Below are 23309 nucleotides of genomic sequence, written 5' to 3' on the forward strand. Positions count from 1 at the left end.
TTAGCCTCCCTTGCTGCCGGCAGTGCCGGCACTGGTATCGGTTTCATGCCCGCACGCAGTAACTGCCTCGTTGATCGGCCAGATATCCCTCGGCGCTTTCTTATAGGGGGTTACCCTCGGGTCGTTGGGATAGGGACGTCCGGCGGCGCAATAGAGGATCAACGGACTGATGCGGGCAAACGATTGATGAAAATGGTTCGTCGACTTGACCACCAGGATCTTCCTTTTGGTCGGATCGATACCGAAGTTGGAAAACAGGCTCGTGTCGAAGCATTGGGCGCGGGTCGAATTCAGGATCACTTCGATCCCGCCAATCCGGATCAGACTCGCGTCACCGATGGGAACGATGCTCTGGCCAAAAAACTGCTCTGCATTCCGGATGTTGCGGAGAATCTCAACTTCGGCGTCGATCGGCTCACCGGTTTCCGGTGCTGATTTCGCTCCGAACCGCAGCATCATCCGAGCCCCCTCGCCCGCTGCGTGACAGAGCTGAACAGCTACCGGGTCCCAGATTGAGCCGAAGGCAATATTCTCGAGGTTACCGGCCATGGCTTCTGCCAGCAGGACGGTCGCATCCCCGGCCGTTCCCCCACCGGGATTGTCCCACATGTCCGCGATCGTGACCGGACCACGTTCACAGGACATTGCCTTGGCGTAGGCTTCGGCCGGAGTAAGTTCAGCACTTCGCACCTTGCCGCGCAGCTTGAACAGGGCCTCTCCAAGCTCACGGGCAACTTCGGACCCAAGCACCGGATCGTTGTTTGTCACTGCCAGCAACTTGGTCCCCATTTCGGGGACGTCGCCCGCCATGAAGCCATGGATAACAGAGAGAGACAAAAGGCCCGGCGTTTCCTGCTCCCGGCGGATCATGTCATCGACAAACCGGCGCATAGGCTCGGATGTTGTCGGGAAGACGTCAATCATCTTGGGATCGTAAACGCTCATTACAGGTTTGACTTCGCCTGCAACCGCTTGCCCGGCAATACGCCATGCATCCTCCGCCCGATCGACAAAATCGATGTGGGGAAATTCCTTGAAGGCGATGAGCGCATCAGCCGCGGCAACACGCTTTGCAGTCAGATGACTGTGCGGGTCGAACGTTGCAATAACAGGGACATCCGGGCCGACCACGGATCGAATTCGGCTCAGTAGATCCCCTTCCGGATCATCATACCCGTCAGCCACCATCGCACCGTGCAGGCCAATGACGACAACGTCGAAAGGTCCACCTGCCACGATCTGATCCAGGATTTCGTCACGCAAGCCCTCAAAGGTCTGCCGCGAAACCAGTCCGGCCGGATCTGCCCACGCCGCGGTACCTTCAACCAGTTCCCAGTCGTTTTCACAGGCAAACCGGCGCCCCACGGTGACGACGGCAGAACACAGGGTCGGAGTTTCCGGATGCTCCCCCGGCCTTGCCAGCAGCGACGCCCTGAATGCGTTGATATCAATCCGGATCGGTGAAAACGTGTTGGTTTCTGTTGCCAGAGCTGCCGTAAAAGCGCGGGGCTTCGTCATGATCAGGACGCGGCTCCGAGAGGATTGGGCAAATATCCGGCAAAGCCGCAGATCTTCCAGCGCCCCTCCCTTCGGACACAGAAATAGAGCGTCTGCCACAACAAGCGGTCCTCGCCACCATCTGCTTTCCGAATGCGGCCGTCGAATTTCTTGTGCGCGATCGCCCGGTTTCCGTTGATGTCGATCTCGCTCAGGCGGGTAGCGTCGAAAATGGCGGCACGCGCGTCTTCGGTAAATTCCGTTGCTCTGAAAATTTCCGCCTGGCTCAACCAGCGCTCCTTGTAGGAGCCGAGATCCGGAAACCCGAGTTTCCAGTCGTCGGGATTGGGTACCTTTCCGCCGTCTACGCCAAAAAAGGCTGGTTCGTCGAAATCATCGGCCACCTGCTCCCAGTCCGCTGCGACGAAGGCATTGATGTCCCGCATGACAAGCATGTCCCAGATCTCGGAGCGATCTTCGTCTTTTCCTTCAAATGGATTTGTCTGGCTGTCTGGAAGGGCCTGCATATCGGAAACCATTTTCATTTTGACGGTTGATTTTTGAAAAATATAAGGGTGAAATAAAACCAATGTCAAACCACTATGTAAATCATTTTCATTTTGGAGCCAAATATGTCTATCAAGCGCTATGGTGCTGAAAAATCAGGTGCCGGCGGCCAGAATCTGCCCTTCGCTCGAGCCGTTGAAGCTGACGGCTGGCTTTATGTCTCCGGCCAGGTTCCGATGAAGGATGGTGAGATTGTCGGCACGGGGATTGTCGAACAGACTCACCTGACCATCAAGAATGTTATCGCGATCCTGGAAGAGGCCGGGTACGGCCTTGAACATGTTGTCCGCGTCGGTGTCTGGCTCGATGATCCGCGCGATTTCTGGTCGTTTAACGGCGTCTATAAAAGCTATTTCGGTGAACACCCACCGGCACGCGCCTGTGTCCAGTCAACCATGATGGTGGACTGCAAGGTCGAGATTGATTGCGTCGCTTACAAGAAGCCGGCCTGACCCCATGCGGGATATCCTGTCCGTTCTGCAACAGATCGAGCCGGAGCTGTCCAAGTCGGAACGGATCCTGGCTGCATTGTTGCGCAACGATGCCGAGTTCATCGTCAATGCCGGCATTACGGATGTTGCCGAACGTGCAGGTGTTTCGCCGCCGACCGTTACCCGTTTTTGCCGTCGGCTTGGCTGCGAGAGTTACACCGCCTTCAAGGTGCAGGTTGCCCAGGTCACCTTCGCCGGAACCAGATATCTGACCGCTAATGCGGCTTCTGACGCGCCGCGCGATATTGCTGACAGTCTTCTGGCCCAGTTTCAGGATGCAGCGACCAGTACGCGCAAAGCGTTGGACATGGAGTCGGTGCTTGCAGCTGCAGATGCGATCTCGACCGCCAATCTGCTGGCAGCGTTCGGTGCGGGCGGGACCTCCTCGATGATTTCGGACGAAATGCAGAACCGGTTTTTCCGCCTGGGTCTGCGTACGGTGAGCGTGACGGATCATGCCATGCAGCTGATGCAGGCAGCCACCATGAGGACCGGAGATGTCATCATTGCGTCGTCTGTCTCTGGCCGGAACCTGCAGATGGCACGTGCGCTGGAGGCAGCGAAGACCTACGGGGCAATCGTAATCGCCCTCACCCGCCCGGGTCGGCCCGTCGCCGATCTGGCGGATATCACGATTGCGATCGACCTGCCCGAAGGTGACAACATCCTGCGGCCAAGTACCAGCCGCTACGCCTTTCTGTTTGTGACAGATCTCTTGGCAACGCTTGTCGCCATGCGGCGGGGCGACGAGGCTCGAGAAAACCTCAGACGCGTCAAATACCAGCTCAGCAACACGCGCGATCCGGACGACAAGGAAGCCCTCGGTGACTGATCAAACTCCGAAACCCGTTGCCGTGGTAACGGGCGCAGCTGGCGACATCGGCATGGCCATTGCTGCCCAGCTGTCAGCAACCCACATCATCGCCGCTGTCGACATCGACATGATTGCCCTCGAAGGCGCGGCGGAAAGTCTTGAAAACCACGGTGCCGATATTGCTGCGATCCAATGTGATCTGACCAAGGCTGACGACCTAGCCCGGCTTGCCAAGGAAGCTGCCAGACTGGGGCAGGTCAATACAATCATCAACAACGCGGGCGCCGCTGCGGCACTTACGTTGCATCAGATGACTGCCGAAACGCTGTCCAGGGATCTCGCCCTCAATCTGGAAGCCGCGCTCAACTGCTTCAAGGCCTTTGAACGGCCCTTGATTTCAAGCGGTGCCGGCAACGTGGTCAATATTGCCTCTGTCAACGGACTGTCTGTCTTCGGTCACCCAGCCTACAGCGCTGCAAAGGCCGGCCTGATCCATGCAACAAGGTCCATCGCAGTCGAATATGGGAAGTATGGCATTAGATCGAATGCCATCGCGCCTGGGACTGTTAAGACCCAGGCCTGGAAAATACGGCAGGCTGCCAATCCGGATGTCTTTGACGAGGCCTTGTCATGGTATCCGTTCAAATCTCTGCCTGAACCAAATGACATTGCCTCGGCCGTTTCATTCCTGATCAGTCCGGCGGCGCGTTGCATCACGGGTGTTTGCCTGCCTGTCGACAGTGGGCTCACTGCCGGGTCACCCGCCCTAGCCCGAACCTTCACTCAATCTCCCGATTTCGACGGATTTTAAGTCATGACCAAGTTTGTGCTCGACTGTTTCTACCGCCCTGCGGAGGATCTTGCTGCGTCTCGTCAGGAGTTTGCACTGACCAATACAAGCTCCAGGCCCCTGAAGGATTTCACGCTGGCCTACACGGCGGTCAACCGGGCCACGGCAAATGCCAAGCTTGAAAACGCAGCGAGTTTCAGCCGGATTGCGAATTTTCACGAAATCACGCCAAACACTGGCGAAACGATCGAACCAGGCGAAACCTGGACCTTTGCCATCACCGGCCTGGCGAACGTGGCAAGACACCGGCTTGATGGTCCTAAGTCCGCCTATGTCAGCACCGGTGGCAGCGTCATCGAGGTACTGTGCAATGATCTTGAAGCGCCGGAAGAGCTTGACAGCGGAGAACGCCGCAGCATACCGGCTGGACACCTTTCTGAACCGCTGCATATCGTTCCCTGGCCCCAGAAAGTGGAAGTAACGGCCTTTGCGGACGACAAGACAAGCTTCCTAGTTGCCCAGGGCTCTGCAGAGGAAAAGGCGGCGGCGGCCAAGATCAACGCGCTCGCAGCAAGGCTTTTTCCAGGAGCGCCACATCCTTTCCGGTTTACTCAATCGCATCATCAAATCGCGATTGAGTTCCGACAGGACGATAGCCTTGCAGCTGACGGTTACCGGCTCGAATTTGCCCAAGCGAAAGCAGCCTTGCGCTACAGCGGCCCCGTCGGCCGTGACTATGGCCTGACGGTACTCGCCCAGATGGCCTACGGCACCTATGAGGCACCTGGTACATTCAAGTATCCTGCACAGGGCGTGATTGAAGACGCCCCAAGGTTTTCCTGGCGTGGAACGCATCTGGATGTGTCACGACATTTCCGTGGCCCCAAAGACATCATGCGCCTGCTCGATATTCTCGCCTGGGGTCGGATGAACGTCTTCCAATGGCATCTGACAGACGATGAAGGCTGGCGACTTGAAATCAAGGCCTATCCCGAACTGACCGTGGGCGGTGCACGGCGTGGCCCTGGTTGCCAGCAGGTGCCCCAGCTCGGCTTTGCCGCTGAAGTCTACGAAGGGGCCTATTCGCAGGAAGAAGTTCGCGAGATTGTTGCTCATGCCACCAGCCTGAACATAGACATCCTGCCGGAAATCGATGTTCCGGGGCATTCAACTGCCGTTTTGAAAACCTACCCGCGCTTCGCCGATCAGGCGGAGACCCCGGAGAGCTATCATTCCATTCAGGGCTATCCGAACAACGCACTGAACCCGGCGATGGATGAAACCTTCGAGTTTCTGGAAAAGGTCTTTGCGGAAGTTGCCAGCCTGTTTCCGTTCGACTTCATCCACATCGGCGGCGACGAAGTCGACGTCAATTCATGGCTTGCCTCTCCGAAGACCCAACGCCTCATGGAGGAAAAGGGTCTTGCGGATACAATGGAAGTGCAAGCCTATTTCATGGGCCGCGTGCGTGACATCCTGAGAAAACTCAACCGGAAACTTGCCGGCTGGGACGAAGTCTCACACGGTGGTGGCATCGACCCGGATGGCGTGCTTCTGATGGCCTGGCAAAGACAGGAAGTCACCAAGGACCTGATCGATCAGGGCTACGACGTCATCTGCACACCGGGACAGCACTATTACATGGATATGGTCCAGGCGTCCGGTTGGCATGAGCCGGGTGCGGGTTGGGCCGGCGTTTCGACACCGGAAGACTGTTACGGCTATGAAGCAGCTGCCGGTCTCAGCACCGGCAGTGAAGAGCGCCTCAAGGGGGTGCAGGCCTGCATCTGGTGCGAGCACATGACCGACAACGCCATCTTCAATCATATGGTCTTTCCGCGGCTTTATGCAGTCGCTGAAGCCGGCTGGACCGATCCCGCCAGCAAGGCCTGGCTTCGATTTGCAGCACAGGCCCCCTTCTTCCCTCAGCTTTGAATGCGTGACGAGGCAGGAAGATGAAAATTGCAGTTGGCGGCATTCATACCGAATGCAGTACCTATTCACCGGTCCAGCAAACCGCATCAGACTTCACGGTCACCCGTGGCAAGGACTTGCTGGCACAGGCAGGCGTCGACGGCCGCAGATTTCCTGACGTCACCTTTTGTCCATTGTTTCACGCCAGATCCATTCCAGGCGGACCAGTGTCTGCGGATTGCTATGCGAGCTTCAAGTCTGCCTTTCTTGACGAACTCGAAGCCGAGAAGCCATGCGACGGTGTTCTCTTGATTATGCATGGCGCCATGCATGTGATCGGTCTGAGCGATGCGGAAGGAGACTGGATCTCTGCCGTTCGCCAACTTGTCGGGCCGCAAGTGCCAATCGCTGTCAGTTACGATCTGCACGGCAATGTCACGCAAACCATTGTCGATCAGATCGACATCTTCTGTGCTTATCGCACTGCCCCTCATATCGACGTGACCGATACCCACCGACGTGCCGCGGCAAATCTTGTCGACCAATTGGGTGGCGGTCCCAAGAGGTACGTGGCCTGGGCTCCCGTGCCGGTTCTCCTGCCCGGGGAACGAACCAGCACGGAAGATGAACCGGCAAAATCGCTTTATGCAACGTTGCCGGAGTTCGATCAGAGATCCGGGGTGACCGATGCCAATCTTATGGTGGGGTATGTCTGGGCTGATACGGCAAGAGCCACCGCGGCTGCCGTGGTGACGGGAACAGACCTGGATGCCATTCAACAGGCGGCTTCCGAAATTGCTGCGCAGTACTGGTCCGCAAGGCAAGACTTCGAGTTTGGTGTCCCCACGAAGCCGCTCGAACTGTGCCTGGGCGATGCAGCAACAGAAAGCTCGTCTCCCCTCATCCTTGCCGACAGTGGCGACAATCCGACAGGTGGTGGTGTTGGTGACAGATCCGATGTCCTGGCGGCCTGGTTGGAACGAGGCTTGACTGGAGGTGTATTTGCAGGGATCGCTGATCCGGTTTCGGTCGATAAACTCTGGCCATTGCCAGAGGGCTCTTCGTCCCGCCTCACAATTGGCGGTGCCCTGGGCAGCGATTGCAAGGTCGTTAGCACGGAAGCTGTCTTGCTGTCTAAACTAGGCAGAGAACAGGATCATAATCGGGAAGTGTTGACCAGAATCGCAGGTAATTTGGTGATCCTGACGGAACACAGACGCCCCTTCCATCAACTGGAGGATTTTCGGCGTTTTGCCATTGAACCATACACTGCAAGGTTCTTGATCGTGAAATCCGGATACCTGTCGCCAGAGTTGGCCCCAATCGCCAATCCCGCCCGTATGGCCCTCACAGATGGTGCGGTTAACCAGGACATTGAGGCGCTCACAAACCAACACCGCCCTGTGCCGAGCTACCCTTTTCAGCGGGTCTTCGATTGGAAACCGGTTACAAGTCTATCTCGCAGGGCGTCCTCTTGAGTATTGCGCGCTCTTTCGAGCGGCATGAGTAACTGACGAATCCAGCCGACTAAAAGGGGTGCATTGCTTACCAAGCGCGTCCTGAATGCACGGATAATTGGCATTTTGCTTGCAAATACAAGCACTCGCAAAGTTTTATTTCTATTATTTTCAGTACCGAATTTAAAATCGGTCATCCGCCTGCATTTACATTTCTCAAATCAATCATACTCTTACATGGGATCTTGAGCTCAGCAGCGCGCCCTCAAACACACTAATTGTAATTTTTACCAAGGTTGAATGTGAATGGTCGGTCAGTATCAATTTATGGGATGATCGAAACTCAGCCTTCAGGACCTGCCCCGATCTGCAGATCCAACGGCAAACTAAAACGGCCTGATTGCTGCAAGGATTTGATCTGTAGGGAGATTTGCACGTACCCCATCAACTGTGCCGATCCCATAAAGCTCCGCCGGACCTCTGCCGGTGGAGCTTTTTAATTTGAACTTCTGTCAGGTAGTTACTTCTAGCCGCATTGAGCAACCCGGCTTTCTGACCTCGAGTTCGAGCAAGTGCACAGGCGATAGCGGAAACCGATCAAAATCATCGAAAAACATCGACAAAATTACCACAGTCAACAAACTTACTCTACGTTCATTGTTAGTTATGACGATGGCTTTGCGTTCACGAACTGGTGATTGGCCTTGAACTTCGTAGTTCAACCCACATTTATTACCGAAATATAACTGAAAAAGCCCGGATTTGTGATCTTTGTTACACGCATTCGGGAGATTGTGGTGCGATAATGGCAAAATCGTGACCGCACGAACGGGGCGCAAAAGCGCGGAAGACCTGAAAAGTCCTACAATGGACCTCCGTTTACAGACCCCACGCGCGGTAAATTAAGTTGTATTAGCCTTGGGAGGCGTACATGCAACGGAATACCAGAGCAGGAACTCTTGCGCTTGGCCTCATCCTTGCCTTGGCGGGAAGCGCTGCTGCGGCCCCACTGCCTCAGGAAACGATAACGTTGCCTGAGGATCGTTTGGCGGTCACAGTCGCGTCAGCGTCACAGGATCAGGCCGATCCGCTGGAAAGTGAGCTCACGATATGGGTGGGCGAAATCGAGCTTGAAGGCCGGAAAACGATCTGGGTAGAACTGATCGATTCCTTCGGCGAAGTTATCTATGACAGTGAAGTGAACACCAACGAAACCCATCTGCTTCCAGATGGCCGGGCCGTTGTTGTTCGCGCCATGGATCAGGATACGGTTGTCGCCGGCAAGGATGAATCAAGACTGGTCAATGAAGGCACCCTTACGGTCACACGTCGTGTGGTCAACGAAGGTGTTGATGCGACCACAATTGAACTTATCGAAACCGGCCAGCAACCCTCGCAGAAACGCGGCACCATGCTGCAGGTCGCAGATTTTGGCGAATTGGTATGGCAGAAGGTCGTTGCCTTCTTCGATGCCGCACGCACGCGCGTCGAAATCGCATGGAACTGGATTGTCGACACGATCCAGGCCTGAGGCTTGTTTTGGCGCAATTGCCTTGCAGACTTGCGACACGCCATTCGCTTGCCCGGCCTTTTTGCCGGGCAGCGGCGATGCGCGTGTGAGCTTTTCCGCTCTTCCGAGGTCGCAAAACCTCGGATGACGCTGGCTGAAGTCGCGCCAATGGTTTTGCGTCAAAAATAATCCATAAAATTCATCGTCCTATGTGATCCGCCCTTCAAGGCGAGGCGTAACCGCTGCACATCAACTGGAAAACTTGGCTTCCAACCAGGTTTCCCGCGGTAACACCGACGCCCCGAAGGATATGATATGCGGATTGCCGTAATCGGCTCCGGAATTTCCGGAAACAGTGCAGCCTGGGCCCTTAATGATCTTCATGACGTTGTTCTCTACGAGCGGCGCGAACGGCCAGGTGGTCACAGCGCCACGGCGGATATCGACTATGATGGCGCCCGGATTTCGGTGGACACCGGTTTCATCGTCTACAACGAGCTCAACTACCCGAATTTTACTGCGCTGCTTGACCATCTGGGGGTCGCCAACGAGATAAGCGACATGAGTTTTGCCTTGTCGGCGGACAACGGCAAGCTTGAATGGTCAGGCCATTCTCTGAACGCGGTCTTCGCACAACGGCGTAATCTGGTCTCACCGCGGTTCCTGCGCATGTTGCGGGATATCTTCCGCTTCAATGGCAAAGCAGTTGAAGATCTGAAGGCCGGACGCCTCAGCGGGCAAACGCTCGGTGGCTACCTGGAGCGTGAACACTACTCTTCCGGTTTCATAAACGACTATCTGCTGGCGATGGGCGCTGCCATCTGGTCGACGCCGATCAACGAAATGCGGGACTATCCTGCGGAAAGCTTCGTGGCTTTCTTTGAAAATCATCGCCTGCTTTCATTCGATCGGCCGCTGTGGCGTACCATTTCCGGTGGCAGCCGCAACTACGTGGAAAAGCTGCTGGCGCCACTTCAGGGAAAGATCAGGCTTGGCAAGCCGGTCACAGAAGTTCTCCGGCAAAACGGTCAGGTCATCGTGCGCGACGCATCCGGCCACCAGGACGTCTTCGATCATGTGATCCTTGCCAGCCACACGGACCAGACCCTTGCCATGTTGGGTGATCCCTCACCACAGGAGCGCGATATTCTTGGATCCATCCGGTATCGTCCAAACGAGGTTTACCTTCACCGTGACGAGGCCCTGATGCCGAAACGTAAAAATGTCTGGGCTTCCTGGAATTACATGTCCGATCGCGAAGCCGGCGAAACACGGGACGTAACCGTCAGCTACTGGATGAACCGGTTGCAGAACTTCGATCACTCCAAACCTGTCTTCGTTACATTGAACCCCTATGCACCACCTCAGGAAGACAAGACCTTCGCGAAGTATGTTTATGATCATCCCCAGTTTGATGCCATGGCTCAGCAGGCAAAGAACCGGCTTGGGGAAATTCAAGGCGTCAACAACACTTGGTATTGTGGTGCCTGGCGCGGTCACGGCTTCCACGAAGATGGACTTTCGTCCGGACTTGATGTTGCCCGTTCGCTCGGTGCCCGGCTGCCATGGGAAAAAGACGTGGCTGGCGATACCTATCTGGAGGCTGCCGAATGAAGGCAAGGCCGAGCAATTGTATGCATGACAATGGACCGCCCCCTGATCTGGCGGCATCCCTGTTCATGGGCTCGGTCATGCATCACCGCATGAAACCCCGTGAGCACAGGTTTTCCTATAAGGTCTTTTCCGTGCTGCTCGATCTGGATCGGCTTGAAGAAGCTGCGCAGTCCAGCCTGTTCTTCTCCGTCAACCGGTTCAATTTGCTGTCGTTTCATCAGAAGGACCACGGCCCAAGGGACGGGTCTGACTTGCGGCTCCATGTCGACCGATTGCTCGCCAAGGAAGGACTAGAGGCACCTGCTCGGGTCCTGCTGCTCGCATATCCGCGGATGCTGGGGTACGGCTTCAACCCTCTCAGCGTTTATTATGCCTATGACCGGTCGAACCAACTGATTGCACTCGTTTACGAGGTACGCAACACGTTTGGCGGCATCCACACCTACGTAGCACCTGTCAAAGCCGGCCAGTGCAGTGATGCAGGCATACGTCAGGATCAGAAGAAGCTGTTCTACGTGTCGCCCTTCGTCAGCATGGAACAACACTATTACTTCCGCATGATGCCGCCGGGAAAAACCGTCCGCGTTCGCATTCTGGAAAAGGATTGCGAAGGCCCGCTTTTGTCGGCGACATTTTCCGGCACACAACACCCCCTGTCCAACGGCTCGATTCTGCAGGCCTGCCTTCAGGTGCCGCTGCTGACGTTCAAGGTCATCAGCGCCATCCATTGGGAAGCCTTTAAAATCTGGCGCAAGCGTGTACCATTTCACGCTCGACCCGCAGAAGATGCAGGGAATGACGGGTTGCCTGGGCAGACAGGTTCTGTCTTGCCAGTTTCAAACAACTGACGTTTCAAGAGGTTCTGCTATGAGTGAGCCGATTGTTCTGACCAAGGAAAACTTCCGCGCGGAGTTGAAGGGTACTCCACGCCTCGCCAAAATGGCGGCCGGCCTTGCCCTCAAAATCCGCTACGGGTCTCTTGAAGTTCAATTTCCAGACGGTCGAAGGTTCCATATCAAGGGGCAGGAAGATGGCCCACACGGTGTTCTAAAGATCCATAACTGGGCGTTTTTCCGGATGGTCGTCCAAGCAGGCGACGTTGGTGTCGGAGAAGCCTTCATGGCGGGCTACTGGTCGTCGCCCGACGTGACCACATTTCTGGAAGTCTTCTGCATAAACCAGGAATCGACGCTTGAAGCCCTCCAGGGGAAGCCGTTTACACGTTTTTTGATGTCGGTACGCCACTGGCTGAACTCCAACACCAAACGCGGGTCGAAACGCAACATCTCGGCGCACTATGATCTCGGAAATGCATTTTACCGGGAGTGGCTCGATCCTTCGATGACCTATTCCTCGGCGATCTACAGCAACGAAACCAACAATCTGGAGCAGGCGCAAACCGAGAAATACGCTTCTCTGGTCCGGCAGACGGGCATTACTCCCGATCACAAGGTTCTGGAAATCGGGTGTGGCTGGGGCGGTTTTGCCGAATATGTCGCAAAATCGGTTGGTGCCAACGTCCGAGCATTGACCATCTCGCAGGAGCAATTCGATTACGCGCGCGAGCGGATCTACAAGGCCGGCCTCAACGACAAGGTTGAAGTGGTCTTCCAGGACTATCGCGACGAAAATGGCGTGTTCGACAGGATTGCCTCCATCGAAATGTTCGAGGCCGTCGGTGAAAAATACTGGCCGACCTACTTCCGCCAATTGTCGAAGTGCCTGAAGCCGGGTGGCAAGGCGGGCCTGCAGATCATCACGATCCAGGACAAGATGTTCGAGGACTATCGCAGAGGCACAGACTTCATTCAGCGCTATATCTTTCCAGGTGGAATGCTGCCTCCGCCCGGTCGTCTGGCGGAAATCGGCAAGTCACTGGGCCTGGACCTTATGGATCAGAAGATCTTCGGCCAGGACTATGCGAGAACGCTTGCAGAATGGCGGCAGAGCTTCCGACAGGCCTGGCCAAGGATCAGTCCGCTGGGATTTGACGAGCGCTTCAAGCGCCTCTGGGAATTCTACCTGCATTATTGCGAGGCAGGCTTCCGGTCCGGCAATATCGATGTTCGCCAGATGGTCTACGTCAAATCTGCCTGACAAGGCACTGATCTTGAAGACACATTTCAAAGGCCGGGTCACCCGGCCTTTTTCTTGTTCCAACCCGTGGACCGGGCGACTAGCGCGAAGTAGGCACTGTACGGCAACCAGCGCAAGAGCTTCAGTTGCCGAACAAATTTACGCGGAAATGCAATCTCGAAACGGGCAGGATGGGACAGGCCTTTCCTGATTTCCTCAACAGCCCCTTCCGGAGACATCAGATAAGGCATCGGAAACGGATTGGACTTTGTTGCCGGCGTATCGACAAAACCAGGACTGATGATCTGAATTCGGATCCCTGCAAGGTCCAGATCGAATTTCAAGGATTCAACAAGGTTGATCAACCCCGCCTTGGTGGCACCGTATGCAGCTGACGTCGGCAAACCGCCATAACCTGCCACAGACGACACCACTGCGATCTGCCCCCTGCCCGCCGCCTTCATGGCTGTGATTGCCGGCAGAAGCACATTGACCGTCCCCATGAGGTTCACATCAAAGCTTTTGCGAAAGGCGTCTGCTTCGGCATCGAGGCCATCCTGCGGCAGATAAATGCCCGCATTAGCCACAAGCAGGCTCAAACCGCCGAAGTCCTGCTGAATTTTTTTCACGTGTTCGGCCATGAGGTCCGTCTTCGTGACATCCCCAGGAAGCGCATGAATTGAACCGGCAAGCGTCTTTGACTGCTTCTCCAGCTCTGCCAGATCCTGTTCCGAGCGGGCAGTTACAATGACCTTCCAGCCCGAACGGGCGAGGTCAAGTGCAAGCTCCCGGCCGATACCGGAACTTGCTCCCGTGATCCAGGCGCAACCGTGATCAGCTTGGGCAACATAATTCGTCTTGGGCAATTCATTCTCCCGGTTCGTTTGCCTCTTTACGCAAACAGACCGGGTGTCGGATTGAATTTTAGCGGATAAAGGGTGCGAACCAGCGGCCAACAGGGCCGGTCAACTGCAGGCGTCCCGCCGTCACCGCGAAGCAAATGCAGTCTTCACCTTCGTCAGCTATAGGTTTGTGGTCCACATCGCCATCGGCAAAGGCAACGTCACCAGCCACATAGTGGCCGTCTTCGTCCTTGAACCCGCCCGTCAATACCAGCGTAAGCTCAGTGCCGTGGTGCGTATGGGACGGCATTGCTCGACCTGCCCGCACCCAAAGGAGACTGCTTGCGCAGCCGTCAATTTCACCGAACTTGCATTCCTTGACGCCAGGAAGGAGCGTTTTCCAGGGTAGCTGATCCATCGAGGAACCGATAATCGACTGCAGCGATTCGGGAACGGCCGGTCCGCCTTTCTCAGACAGTTCGGCGGCAGGCGCGTTATCGTTCAGGTCATCAACTGCGCCACTGAATATCGATCCGAGGAATTCGTCCCGATTGGAAATGGAGACCGGTTCGGCGTCTTCCAGCTCAAAGCCGGCAAGAGTTTCAAGTGAGCTTACATATGACCTGTTGCAGTCGCTCATTTCGAGATGAGCACCGACCAACGCCTGCGCCGGATAGGTCAAGGTCCCGGCCGCATATCCGGCCAGTAACTCGTCCATTCCGGTCACGTTTTTTTCCATTACCGCTCTCATTTGGCTTTAGAATCCCAAGTTGCCTTACCGGCGATACGACAGGCAACAAAAATCGGATCAACAATTACACCAGAATTGTTGGAAATAGAATTTCAGTGAGCTGATTTCACGGAACAACTGATGGCGTGTTTTTGACACCAGAGGGAAAAAGGAACCTGATTGGCCTCAGGTGCTGGCATTCCCCATTTGAAGCCTTACATTGCGACCTTGATCAAGGCCCTTCAGACCTTTAGCGTCCGGGGCTTATCAGATTTCATCTGGCCGGTCAGCGCCACCGAACCAGATCAGCCGGGAAAGAATAAATGTCTGTGTCCGCTTCTGTTGTCGATGCGATCGGTAACACGCCCCTCATCCGTCTGAAAGCTCTGTCCGAGGAAACGGGTTGCGAAATTCTCGGCAAGGCCGAGTTCATGAACCCCGGTCAATCGGTCAAGGACCGCCCTGCCCGGCAGATGATTCTTGAAGCCGAAGCCCGCGGTGATCTCAAGCCCGGTGGTGTGATTGTCGAGGGCACAGCCGGAAACACCGGTATCGGACTGGCGCTGGTAGCCAGTGCGCGCGGTTACCGGACCGTGATCGTTATCCCGGAAACGCAAAGCCAGGAAAAGAAGGACATGTTGCGCCTGTGTGGTGCTGAACTTGTCGAAGTTCCGGCCAAGCCTTTTTCCGACCCCAACAATTACCAGCACGTCGCCCGCCGTCTTGCAGAAGAGATGGCACAGACTGAACCTAATGGCGTTATCTTTGCCGATCAGTGGAACAACCTCGACAACCGCAAGGCTCATTTCGTAACCACAGGTCCTGAAATCATGGCCCAAACGGGTGGCCGTGTTGACGGTTTCATCTGTGCGGTTGGTTCCGGCGGCACGCTGGCTGGCGTTTCAACCTATCTTCAGGAAAACAAGCCGGGTGTCATCATCGGCTGCGCCGACCCGCGTGGCGCTGCGATGCAATCGCTGTTCACCACCGGCAAGGCTGTCGCCTCCGAAGGTGGATCGGTTTCCGAAGGCATCGGCCTTGGCCGCAGTACCGCGATTGTCGGCGATCTTAAAATCGATCACGCCTACACAATTCCGGACGAAGAAGCCTTGCCGCTGGTGTTCGATCTCGCGGAAAAGGAAGGGCTACTGCTGGGTGGCTCGACCGCTATCAACCTGGCCGGCGCCCGGCGCCTCGCACGCGAGCTTGGACCAGGCAAGACGATCGTCACGATTCTGTGCGACCACGGCACCCGCTACCAGTCCAAACTCTACAATCCGGACTTCCTCAGATCAAAGAATTTGCCGGTTCCGGAGTGGCTGGAGCGAAAAGTCACGATCCAGCCACCCTTCGCCTGATCGATTGACACCGGGGGCATTACATGAGTTCAGCGGATCAAGCATTGGCGCAAGGCGGTGACGCGGCCGAAGCGGTGATCCGCGATGCCGTCACAGATGCCAGCGTTCTGGATGTCATGGCAAACAATCTCGGACTGGTCGCGGCATTTGTCGCGATCATGTACGTCACGGCGGGTATCTGCGCCGTTCGCGAAGTAATGAATTCAAGGACTTCCCAGGGATCCGTCGCATGGCTGCTGTCCCTGTTTTTTCTGCCTTATCTCACAGTGCCGCTCTATTTCGTGTTCGGCTGGCGATCCTTTTCCGACTACGAGAAGATTCAAGCGACCCTTGGTCGGGCAGAACGGGCAAGGCGTGCAGACGAACTTGGCCTGACCGATCACGAGGAAACCAGAGACTGGCCTGTTCTTTCCCGCGTTGCCGGGGTTCCCTTCATGGCCGGCAACAAGGCAGACCTTCTCATCGATGGTGATGCGACGTTCACAGCCATCAAGAATGAAATTGCAAAGGCCAGAAACGTCATATTCTTCCAGTTCTTCGCCATCCATGACGACGAACTGGGACGTGACATGGCCGACGCCCTGATCGCCCGTGCCAAGGATGGCATAACGGTCTATTTCCTCTACGACGATGTCGGCAGCCATTCTCTGTCAAAAGACTATCTGAACCGCTTGAAGAGCGCCGGCGTCAAGGTTTGCGGTTTCAACGAAAACCACAAGTTCCTGCGACTGCTTGGACCGATGCGTCTCAACTATCGCAATCATCGCAAACTGGTCGTGATCGACTACCGCGTCACATTTGTCGGCGGCCACAATGTTGCGGACCAGTATGTCGGCCGGGACAACTGGTTTGGCCACTGGCGCGACACCCATGTCCGTGTCGAAGGGCCCGCTGCCGTTGCTTGTGCACTCTCCTTTGTCGAAGACTGGCTCTGGGCGAGCGGCGAGCGCATCGAACTGCCTCAGGTTGGCGAAATTCCGATGCCAGGTGACGAAGCCGTTCTGGTGATGCCGACAGGGCCTGCAGACAAGCTGGAAGAATGCGCACTGGCTTTTGTCGAAACGGCAGCCCGGGCACGAAAGAGGCTATGGATCACCACACCGTATCTGGTGCCGTCTCTCGACATCCAGACAGCGCTTTGCTCAGCAGCAATGCGCGGTGTGGACGTACGCGTTCTGATGCCGGAAAAACGTGATCACTGGACTGTATGGCTCGCAAGCCACGCCTACGAGGACACCCTGGTGCAGCGCGGGGTGAAGGTTTACCGCTATATCGACGGTTTTCTGCACCAGAAGGTTACGCTGATGGACGACGAACTCGTTTCCATCGGCACGGTCAACTTCGACAACAGATCATTCCAGATCAATTTTGAACTGACCCTCTGGTTCACCCATCCGCGCATGATCGACAATGTCGAAACCATGCTGGAAACCGATTTCCAGAACTCCCGCCTGACCTGGCCGGACGCGTTCCAGTCCCGCAGTTATGTTTTTCGTGTCCTGGCTCAAGGCGCCCGGTTGCTGTCTCCTATTCTTTGATCAGTGTTCGGGACATATACAGTCCCTGACTGCGCGGCCATGCAGAGCGCCTCGTGCAGCTTGAAGGCAAAATCCAGCATCTGTTTTCTGAAACCGATGGAAGAGTGCCCCCCTTCCGGACTGGTGCCGTCGAGGCGAATGATCTAAACCTCTATCAGACCAACTTGTCCGGCATCTGCAAACCATGGCTTACATACCCGACTACGCGACCCTGCTTGCCTTTACGGCCGCAGCACTGGTGTTGACCGTTACGCCAGGACCCGACATGACGCTGTTCATGAGCAAGACGCTGACACAAGGCCGACGAGCCGGGCTTGCTGCTGTGTTTGGGGCAACCTGTGGTCTGATCCTGCACACCGTGCTTGCCGCGATCGGTGTTTCCGCCCTGCTTTCAGCATCGGCACTTGCATTTACAGTGCTGAAGATCGTCGGCGCCGCTTATCTGATTTATCTCGCAGTTCAAGCCGTCAGGAACGGGTCCAGCCTTGCGCTGGAAGCAGCCTCCGTGAAGAAGCAACCTATTCACCGGGTCTGGCTACAGGCACTCGGGATCAACATCCTCAATCCCAAGATCGTCTTGTTCTTCGTGACCTTCCTGCCTCAGTTTGTCAGCGCGGCGGATCCGAACGCGACAGGAAAACTGATGTTCCTCGGGTTTTACTTCGTCGTTCTGGGAATGCCCATCTGCGCTGCGATGGTTCTGGGAGCCAGTGCATTTGCCCGTTTCCTGAAGTCCTCGCCGAAGTTCATGCGAGCCTTCGACTGGGCTTTTGCGGGCATCATGGGCACCTTCGCCCTGAAGCTTCTGGTCGCCAAGGCAAACAGCTGAACCGGTTCCTTTGGCTGCCGGTGACCCGTGGTGACTGAGCGTCCAAAACCAGTCTAGCGTGCCAGCAGCTCTCGCAGGCCGGCGGGGGTAACTTGGGCCATCTTGCGAAAGTCCCGGCTCATATGGTGGCGGTCCGAATAGGACGCCTGGTAGGCAATCTCATCGAGACAGCAGTCGCCCGACGCCATCATACGCGTCGCCTTTCGCAGACGGACGAAACGAGCGAGCCTGGCGTAGCCCAACCCCGCCTCCGATAGCCGCCGGGACAGACTTCTCGGCGATAAACCAAGTCCCGACGCTGTTGACGACAAGCCAGGATGCTCCCCCACTGAAAGTTCGAGAACGCCGACGACCCGCGCAAGAAGTCGGTTCGTACCCGGCCCCTGCGGCCTATTCAGCAGGTGGCGAAAAGACAGGCTTGAAGCAGAAGACATCATTCCGATTTCGGATTTGAACCCGGAAGTTTCTTCTGCAGGAATAATCAGGATATCGCTGTCGAAGTCCAAGTTGCCGTCGACGAAATTGCCAAACCGATAAATCGGCCGGGAAGCACTGCCGCGGCTAACCGCCCAGATGTCCTGAATATGTATCCCTGCGCTTTCAAGCGTTCCGGTCACGACACCGGCCAGCATTGCCGGTCCGAATGGTTTCTGGTTCGCGGGACGTACCTTGTAGGGTGACAAGACCAGTGAATTGCGCTGGACGGAAGAAATAAAATCCTTTCCTTGACCGCTCTCGTGAAACCGAAAGGACGCCTGCAGTGCCAGGACACCCGACCATCTGTTCACCAGGTCAGGCATGCTCTGCGCACTCGTCAGGAGATGACTGATCACATCGAAACCGGCAGGGCGACCTAGAGCACGCGCCAGATTGAAAACCGCTCCGCATCCTCGTGAAGCGTAGAGCATTCCGATACGGGACAGCGGATCCTTCGCCTCAGTGCCCTGCAAAACGGAATTCCCATAAATTGCGGGAAACCGTGCCTCAGCCTGCTTTGCAAAATGCCTCAACCACCAGTTCCAATACGCCGAATAGGCTTCTCCGAGCGGCTCGTTGACACGCACGTTCTCCGCACCTTGTTGCGGCTCAATGGAAATTTTGGCGTCGATATTCACAGGTCTTCTTTCGACCGTGCTGCAGGATGAAGTGTGACCTGGAACGAAACCAAGGGTTTAGCGCAAATGCAAGCATCGAAATCGAGGGGAACATGCGCAACTTGAAATCTCAGCTACGACTTCTTGCACTGACGTCGCTGGCAACACTGACGGGCAGCTTTTACGCACTGGCTGATCCGGCCAACCTGACGGCAGACGAGATCAACGACATGATGTCGGGAAACTCCATCCATGGTTTCTTTCCCGACGGCGTGACGGAGTACAAGCAGAACAACCACGCCGACGGCTTCGCCGTTGTCGTGGTCAAGGGCGACAAGATCCGGAACATTCCGTGGGAAGCCGTCGAAATTAACGGGACTGGTCAATATTGCGAAGACTGGAGCGGCGATGGCTGGAGCAAACTCTGTTTCACGGTGACGCGCGAAAACCCGGCCAAGCCGATCTTCACAAATGCAAAAGGCAAGGCAAATGCACAGAACTGGTCAGAAGGTTTTGTCGATCTGAATTTCGCCGACTGAACTTGGTCCACATCATTGTTATCGCCCGCGGTCCGGCCGGATTGCGGGCGTTTGTTTTTCATGACCCCGGTTTCCTGCAAATAGGGCCTTGCACCGCATGCTGTTCGTTGGTCAATTCGACGCTATTCGTTTCAGGGAGTTCCGGATGACCACGCCTTTGTTTCGCGACGATGCCTACCTCAGAACATGTGAAGCCGAAGTGACCGACATCAACGAGCGTGGCGGCATCGTGCTTGATAGATCGGTTTTTTACGCGACCGGTGGCGGTCAACCGGGCGACAGCGGCACATTGGAGCTGGAAGACGGCACGAAGATCGACATTGCCACCACGGTCTATGATGACGACAAGAAAACCATCGTCCATGTCCCTTCAGAAGGACAAAACCTGCCTGCTGCCGGCGCAAAAGTGACCGCCCATCTGGACTGGGCAAGACGGTACCGGTTGATGCGCATGCATACTGCCTTGCATCTATTGTCCGTGGCCCTGCCCTTTCCCGTTACAGGTGGTCAAATCGGGGATCCCGAAGGACGGCTTGATTTCGATATGGGTGAAGACACAATCGACCGGGAAGCGCTTCTGGAGAAGCTCAATGCGCTGGCTTCTGGTGATCACGAAGTAACCACCCAATGGATCACAGACGAAGAACTCGATGCCAACCCGGGTCTGGTCAAGACCATGTCAGTCAAGCCGCCCCGCGGGTCTGGCAGGGTAAGACTGGTCAGGATCGGCGACGATGTGGACTTGCAGCCTTGCGGTGGTACCCATGTAACGAGAACCTCTGAAATCGGCCTGCTTGAACTCGGCAAGATCGAAAAGAAGGGCAAGCAGAACAGGCGCGTCCGGATCCGCCTGACCGACTGACAAGCAAACGGGGAAGTTGAAATGAAACTGTCAGGTGGCTGCCGGTGTGGAGCTGTTTCCTTCGAAGTGGAAAGCAGAACCCCATACCCCTACATGCGCTGTTACTGTTCCATCTGCCGCAAGACAGGTGGCAGCGGCGGTTATGCAGTCAATCTGATGGGAGACGCCGGCAGCCTTGAGGTATCGGGTGCGGAGACGAAGTCGGTCTACAACGCTGTCATCGATGGAAAGACCAGTCCTGCGGAACGTCATTTCTGCAAGGCTTGCGGATCTCACCTGTGGCTATGGGATCCGCGTTGGCCTGAACTGGTGCATCCACATGCAGGAGCGGTCGATAGCCCCTTGCCAACACCGCCAGAGATTGTCCATATCATGCTGGCGTTCAAGCCTGACTGGATAGAGGTGCCGAGCGGTCCCGGACACGTTCACTTCCAGAACTATCCGGACCTCTCAATCGAGGACTGGCACAAGTCCAAAGGCTTGCTGGAGACCTAAGGAGCCGTAATGACCGACCATCCCCTCGTATCGACTCAATGGCTGGACGATCATCTCTCCTCGCCTGATCTGATTGTCATCAATGCCTGGATGCCGCCGGTCACGCATCCAGATGCTCCGCCTGTCTATCCGAACGCCCACATTCCAGGCGCCGTCTTCTTCGACGTCAACGAGGTCTGTGACAAGACCAGCGATCTGCCTCACATGCTGCCAGCTCCGCATGTGTTTTCGTCAACCATGCGGAAGATGGGGATAGGCGACGGTCAGACACTGGTGGTCTACGATGATTTCGGTTTCTATTCCGCGCCACGCGTCTGGTGGACGCTGCACAGCATGGGCGCGGAACGAGTTTATGTTCTGGATGGTGGTTTTCCGAAGTGGCGGGCAGAAGGCCGTGCCTTTGACGACGATACGCCCCGCAGAGTTCAAAGCCACTTCTCGTCCCGTTTGAACCATGGTGCCGTTGCCGACCTCGACCAGATCCGCTCCACCATCGCAAATGGTTCACGGCAAATACTGGATGCAAGGTCTGCCGAACGATTTGCCGGAGAAGCGCCAGAGCCGCGTGCCGGACTGAAGTCGGGTCACATGCCGACCGCGCTCAACCTACCCTTCACCCAACTCATCGCGGAAGACGGCACATTCTTGCAGAAGGAAGACCTGGCAAAGGCTTTTCAGGATGCTGGAGTGGATCTCGACAAACCCGTCACGACCTCTTGCGGCTCCGGTGTCACAGCGGCGATCCTGACGCTTGGCCTTACCGTGCTCGGTGCTCGGGATCTTGCGCTTTACGACGGGTCCTGGGCGGAATGGGGAAGCCGGGACGACACGGACGTCGTCACCGGCCCAGCTTGAGAGATCAAATAGCGCCTTGATCAGGTGCCTGTCTTCAAGGTTTCAAAGAAATCCCGGATCTCATCCGAGATCGAACTGGTGCTTGAAGACATTCTGCTGGATGCAGCCAACAGACTGTCGGCCGCCTGATCGGTTGCGGTGATTGCCTTTTCGACACCGCCAATGTTCTCATCGAGGGTCTGCGTTCCCGAAGCGACCGTCTGGATACTGTGGGAAATTTCCTGCGTTGCAGCACCCTGCTCTTCAATCGCCGCTGCAATCGACGACGTCATTTCGTCTAGTTGCTTGACCACTTCGGAAATCGACTGGATGGAGGCAACGGCATTGTCCGTCGAACTCTGGATTTCGGTGACTTGCTGGCTGATTTCCTCGGTGGCCTTCGCAGTCTGTTCTGCGAGGGTTTTCACTTCGCTTGCGACCACCGCAAAGCCTTTGCCGGCATCGCCGGCACGGGCAGCCTCGATCGTTGCGTTCAGAGCCAGCAAATTGGTTTGTTCGGCAATCGCCTGAATGAGACCGATCACATCCCCAATTTTCTGGGCTGCACCTGCCAGGCTGGCCACCTGAAGGCTCGATTGTTCTGTGCCGCCTGCCGCCTGGCTGGCAATACGGGATGCACCGGAGATCTGCTTCGAAATTTCCTGGATGGAACTGGAGAGCTCTTCCGTTGCAGAGGCTACGGTCTGGACGCTGACACTGGAATCTTTTGAGACATGACCGGCGTTCTCGACCTGGCTTCTCGCGGTCTGCGATACGCTCGTCAAATGCTCGGCTTCACCCGCAACGCTGCGAGCACCGGCCTCAACGTCGGCCAGCGGTTGCTTGACGCTGCTCTGGAACTTTTCGATAGCCTTGTTCAACCGTTCCGTCTGCGCTGCGCGCTCCAGAAGAAGTTCTTCTTCGTAGGTTGATATGGCAAGGTCCATGTCAAGAAAGACGGCCGCCGTGACATCGTTCAACAAGACGGCAAGGTTTTGAAAAGACCGTCTGTATTTACGGGTCAGATGGGCATGCAGATGGCGCAGGACATAAAGATACCCGGCAATGTACCAACGCGGTTCCAGCCCGATGCGGCAATGCACATGACCGATCTGGTTGATGCTCTGCTGGTAGCTCTGGTCGAAGCCCGACGTGAACAGCTTCTTCCAATGGCCCTTTTGAGCTGAAACAAGTCGGGGTTGATGCGAGCCGACGAGTGCAGCCAGATTTGGCTGGGTGTTGATGTGAACGTAAAAACCCGCCAGCACATCGTCCAACACGGGCTCGATTACCGGCCAGAGTTTTCTGAGATTTTCGATTGTGGAATGATCAATTTGGGCGAATTTCAAACGGGATTGGAAGTCGTATTCCTGATCGCTCATGGCAGGTCACCTTGATAAAAACTGACCCTACGTGACCCGACAATTCTAAATAAACCATAAATTGTATTTTTACGTA

General features: G+C 56.0%; 22 protein-coding genes. 16 read left to right on the plus strand and 6 right to left on the minus strand.

Annotated elements, in window-relative coordinates; genetic code table 11:
* Positions 1-1518, minus strand: a complete 1518-nt coding sequence (locus FIU93_RS21285; RefSeq protein WP_152506684.1) for a M81 family metallopeptidase — start codon at positions 1516-1518, stop codon at positions 1-3.
* Between the two features lie 2 nt (positions 1519-1520).
* Complete coding sequence (locus FIU93_RS21290; RefSeq protein ID WP_286202372.1) at positions 1521-2024, minus strand: hypothetical protein; 504 nt, start codon at positions 2022-2024, stop codon at positions 1521-1523.
* Between the two features lie 105 nt (positions 2025-2129).
* Here FIU93_RS21290 and FIU93_RS21295 point away from each other — a divergent pair, with 105 nt between their 5' ends.
* The 9 genes from FIU93_RS21295 to FIU93_RS21335 all read left to right on the plus strand — a co-directional run bounded on the left by FIU93_RS21295 (position 2130) and on the right by FIU93_RS21335 (position 12751).
* The gene (locus tag FIU93_RS21295) at positions 2130-2516 is read left to right on the plus strand and encodes a RidA family protein (RefSeq protein WP_022998792.1); all 387 of its coding nucleotides are present in this window, start codon (positions 2130-2132) and stop codon (positions 2514-2516) included.
* Positions 2517-2520: 4 nt separating this feature from the next.
* Entirely contained in the window at positions 2521-3387 is an 867-nt protein-coding gene (locus tag FIU93_RS21300) for a MurR/RpiR family transcriptional regulator (protein ID WP_055654096.1), read from the plus strand.
* A 52-nt stretch (positions 3388-3439) separates the two neighbouring features.
* A complete protein-coding gene (locus FIU93_RS21305; RefSeq protein ID WP_286202447.1) occupies positions 3440-4180 on the plus strand; it encodes an SDR family oxidoreductase in 741 nt (246 codons plus the stop codon).
* Between the two features lie 3 nt (positions 4181-4183).
* Positions 4184-6094: a family 20 glycosylhydrolase gene (locus FIU93_RS21310; RefSeq protein WP_152506686.1), complete on the plus strand. Its 1911-nt coding sequence runs from the start codon at positions 4184-4186 to the stop codon at positions 6092-6094.
* A 20-nt stretch (positions 6095-6114) separates the two neighbouring features.
* A complete protein-coding gene (locus tag FIU93_RS21315) occupies positions 6115-7551 on the plus strand; it encodes a M81 family metallopeptidase (RefSeq protein WP_152506687.1) in 1437 nt (478 codons plus the stop codon).
* A gap of 910 nt (positions 7552-8461) precedes the next feature.
* The gene (locus tag FIU93_RS21320) at positions 8462-9061 is read left to right on the plus strand and encodes a hypothetical protein (RefSeq protein ID WP_022998797.1); all 600 of its coding nucleotides are present in this window, start codon (positions 8462-8464) and stop codon (positions 9059-9061) included.
* 294 nt (positions 9062-9355) lie between these two features.
* On the plus strand, positions 9356-10654 hold the full coding sequence (locus tag FIU93_RS21325; RefSeq protein ID WP_075283021.1) for an FAD-dependent oxidoreductase: 1299 nt from the start codon (positions 9356-9358) through the stop codon (positions 10652-10654).
* A 77-nt stretch (positions 10655-10731) separates the two neighbouring features.
* Complete coding sequence (locus tag FIU93_RS21330; protein ID WP_286202448.1) at positions 10732-11502, plus strand: DUF1365 domain-containing protein; 771 nt, start codon at positions 10732-10734, stop codon at positions 11500-11502.
* Between the two features lie 19 nt (positions 11503-11521).
* A complete protein-coding gene (locus tag FIU93_RS21335; protein WP_022998800.1) occupies positions 11522-12751 on the plus strand; it encodes a cyclopropane-fatty-acyl-phospholipid synthase family protein in 1230 nt (409 codons plus the stop codon).
* 38 nt (positions 12752-12789) lie between these two features.
* Here the strand turns inward: FIU93_RS21335 and FIU93_RS21340 are convergent, their stop codons facing one another.
* Positions 12790-13596 carry an SDR family NAD(P)-dependent oxidoreductase gene (locus FIU93_RS21340; RefSeq protein ID WP_152506689.1) on the minus strand — a complete coding sequence of 269 codons (807 nt, stop codon included), beginning with the start codon at positions 13594-13596 and terminating at the stop codon, positions 12790-12792.
* Between the two features lie 58 nt (positions 13597-13654).
* Positions 13655-14311 (minus strand): ChrR family anti-sigma-E factor, encoded by a 657-nt coding sequence (locus FIU93_RS21345; RefSeq protein WP_062488847.1) that lies wholly within the window; start codon positions 14309-14311, stop codon positions 13655-13657.
* Positions 14312-14625: 314 nt separating this feature from the next.
* On the opposite strand from FIU93_RS21345, the gene FIU93_RS21350 reads away from it, so the two are divergent.
* The 3 genes from FIU93_RS21350 to FIU93_RS21360 all read left to right on the plus strand — a co-directional run bounded on the left by FIU93_RS21350 (position 14626) and on the right by FIU93_RS21360 (position 18027).
* Positions 14626-15660, plus strand: a complete 1035-nt coding sequence (locus tag FIU93_RS21350) for a cysteine synthase A (protein WP_152506690.1) — start codon at positions 14626-14628, stop codon at positions 15658-15660.
* A gap of 23 nt (positions 15661-15683) precedes the next feature.
* The gene (gene cls / locus FIU93_RS21355; RefSeq protein ID WP_152506691.1) at positions 15684-17198 is read left to right on the plus strand and encodes a cardiolipin synthase; all 1515 of its coding nucleotides are present in this window, start codon (positions 15684-15686) and stop codon (positions 17196-17198) included.
* Between the two features lie 184 nt (positions 17199-17382).
* On the plus strand, positions 17383-18027 hold the full coding sequence (locus tag FIU93_RS21360; RefSeq protein WP_022998805.1) for a LysE family translocator: 645 nt from the start codon (positions 17383-17385) through the stop codon (positions 18025-18027).
* 53 nt (positions 18028-18080) lie between these two features.
* On the opposite strand, the gene FIU93_RS21365 is transcribed toward FIU93_RS21360, so the two are convergent.
* Complete coding sequence (locus FIU93_RS21365; protein ID WP_152506692.1) at positions 18081-19142, minus strand: AraC family transcriptional regulator; 1062 nt, start codon at positions 19140-19142, stop codon at positions 18081-18083.
* Between the two features lie 92 nt (positions 19143-19234).
* On the opposite strand from FIU93_RS21365, the gene FIU93_RS21370 reads away from it, so the two are divergent.
* From FIU93_RS21370 to sseA, 4 genes are all read left to right on the plus strand, one after another.
* On the plus strand, positions 19235-19660 hold the full coding sequence (locus tag FIU93_RS21370; protein WP_152506693.1) for a hypothetical protein: 426 nt from the start codon (positions 19235-19237) through the stop codon (positions 19658-19660).
* A gap of 145 nt (positions 19661-19805) precedes the next feature.
* The gene (locus tag FIU93_RS21375; protein WP_055656492.1) at positions 19806-20522 is read left to right on the plus strand and encodes an alanyl-tRNA editing protein; all 717 of its coding nucleotides are present in this window, start codon (positions 19806-19808) and stop codon (positions 20520-20522) included.
* A gap of 21 nt (positions 20523-20543) precedes the next feature.
* Positions 20544-21017 carry a GFA family protein gene (locus tag FIU93_RS21380; RefSeq protein WP_077292957.1) on the plus strand — a complete coding sequence of 158 codons (474 nt, stop codon included), beginning with the start codon at positions 20544-20546 and terminating at the stop codon, positions 21015-21017.
* Positions 21018-21026: 9 nt separating this feature from the next.
* Positions 21027-21872: a 3-mercaptopyruvate sulfurtransferase gene (sseA, locus tag FIU93_RS21385; RefSeq protein WP_152506694.1), complete on the plus strand. Its 846-nt coding sequence runs from the start codon at positions 21027-21029 to the stop codon at positions 21870-21872.
* Between the two features lie 20 nt (positions 21873-21892).
* Here the strand turns inward: sseA and FIU93_RS21390 are convergent, their stop codons facing one another.
* A complete protein-coding gene (locus FIU93_RS21390; protein WP_152506695.1) occupies positions 21893-23233 on the minus strand; it encodes a globin-coupled sensor protein in 1341 nt (446 codons plus the stop codon).
* Positions 23234-23309 lie beyond the last annotated feature (76 nt).

This window comes from Labrenzia sp. THAF35 (assembly GCF_009363595.1).
Lineage (GTDB): Bacteria > Pseudomonadota > Alphaproteobacteria > Rhizobiales > Stappiaceae > Roseibium > Roseibium algicola.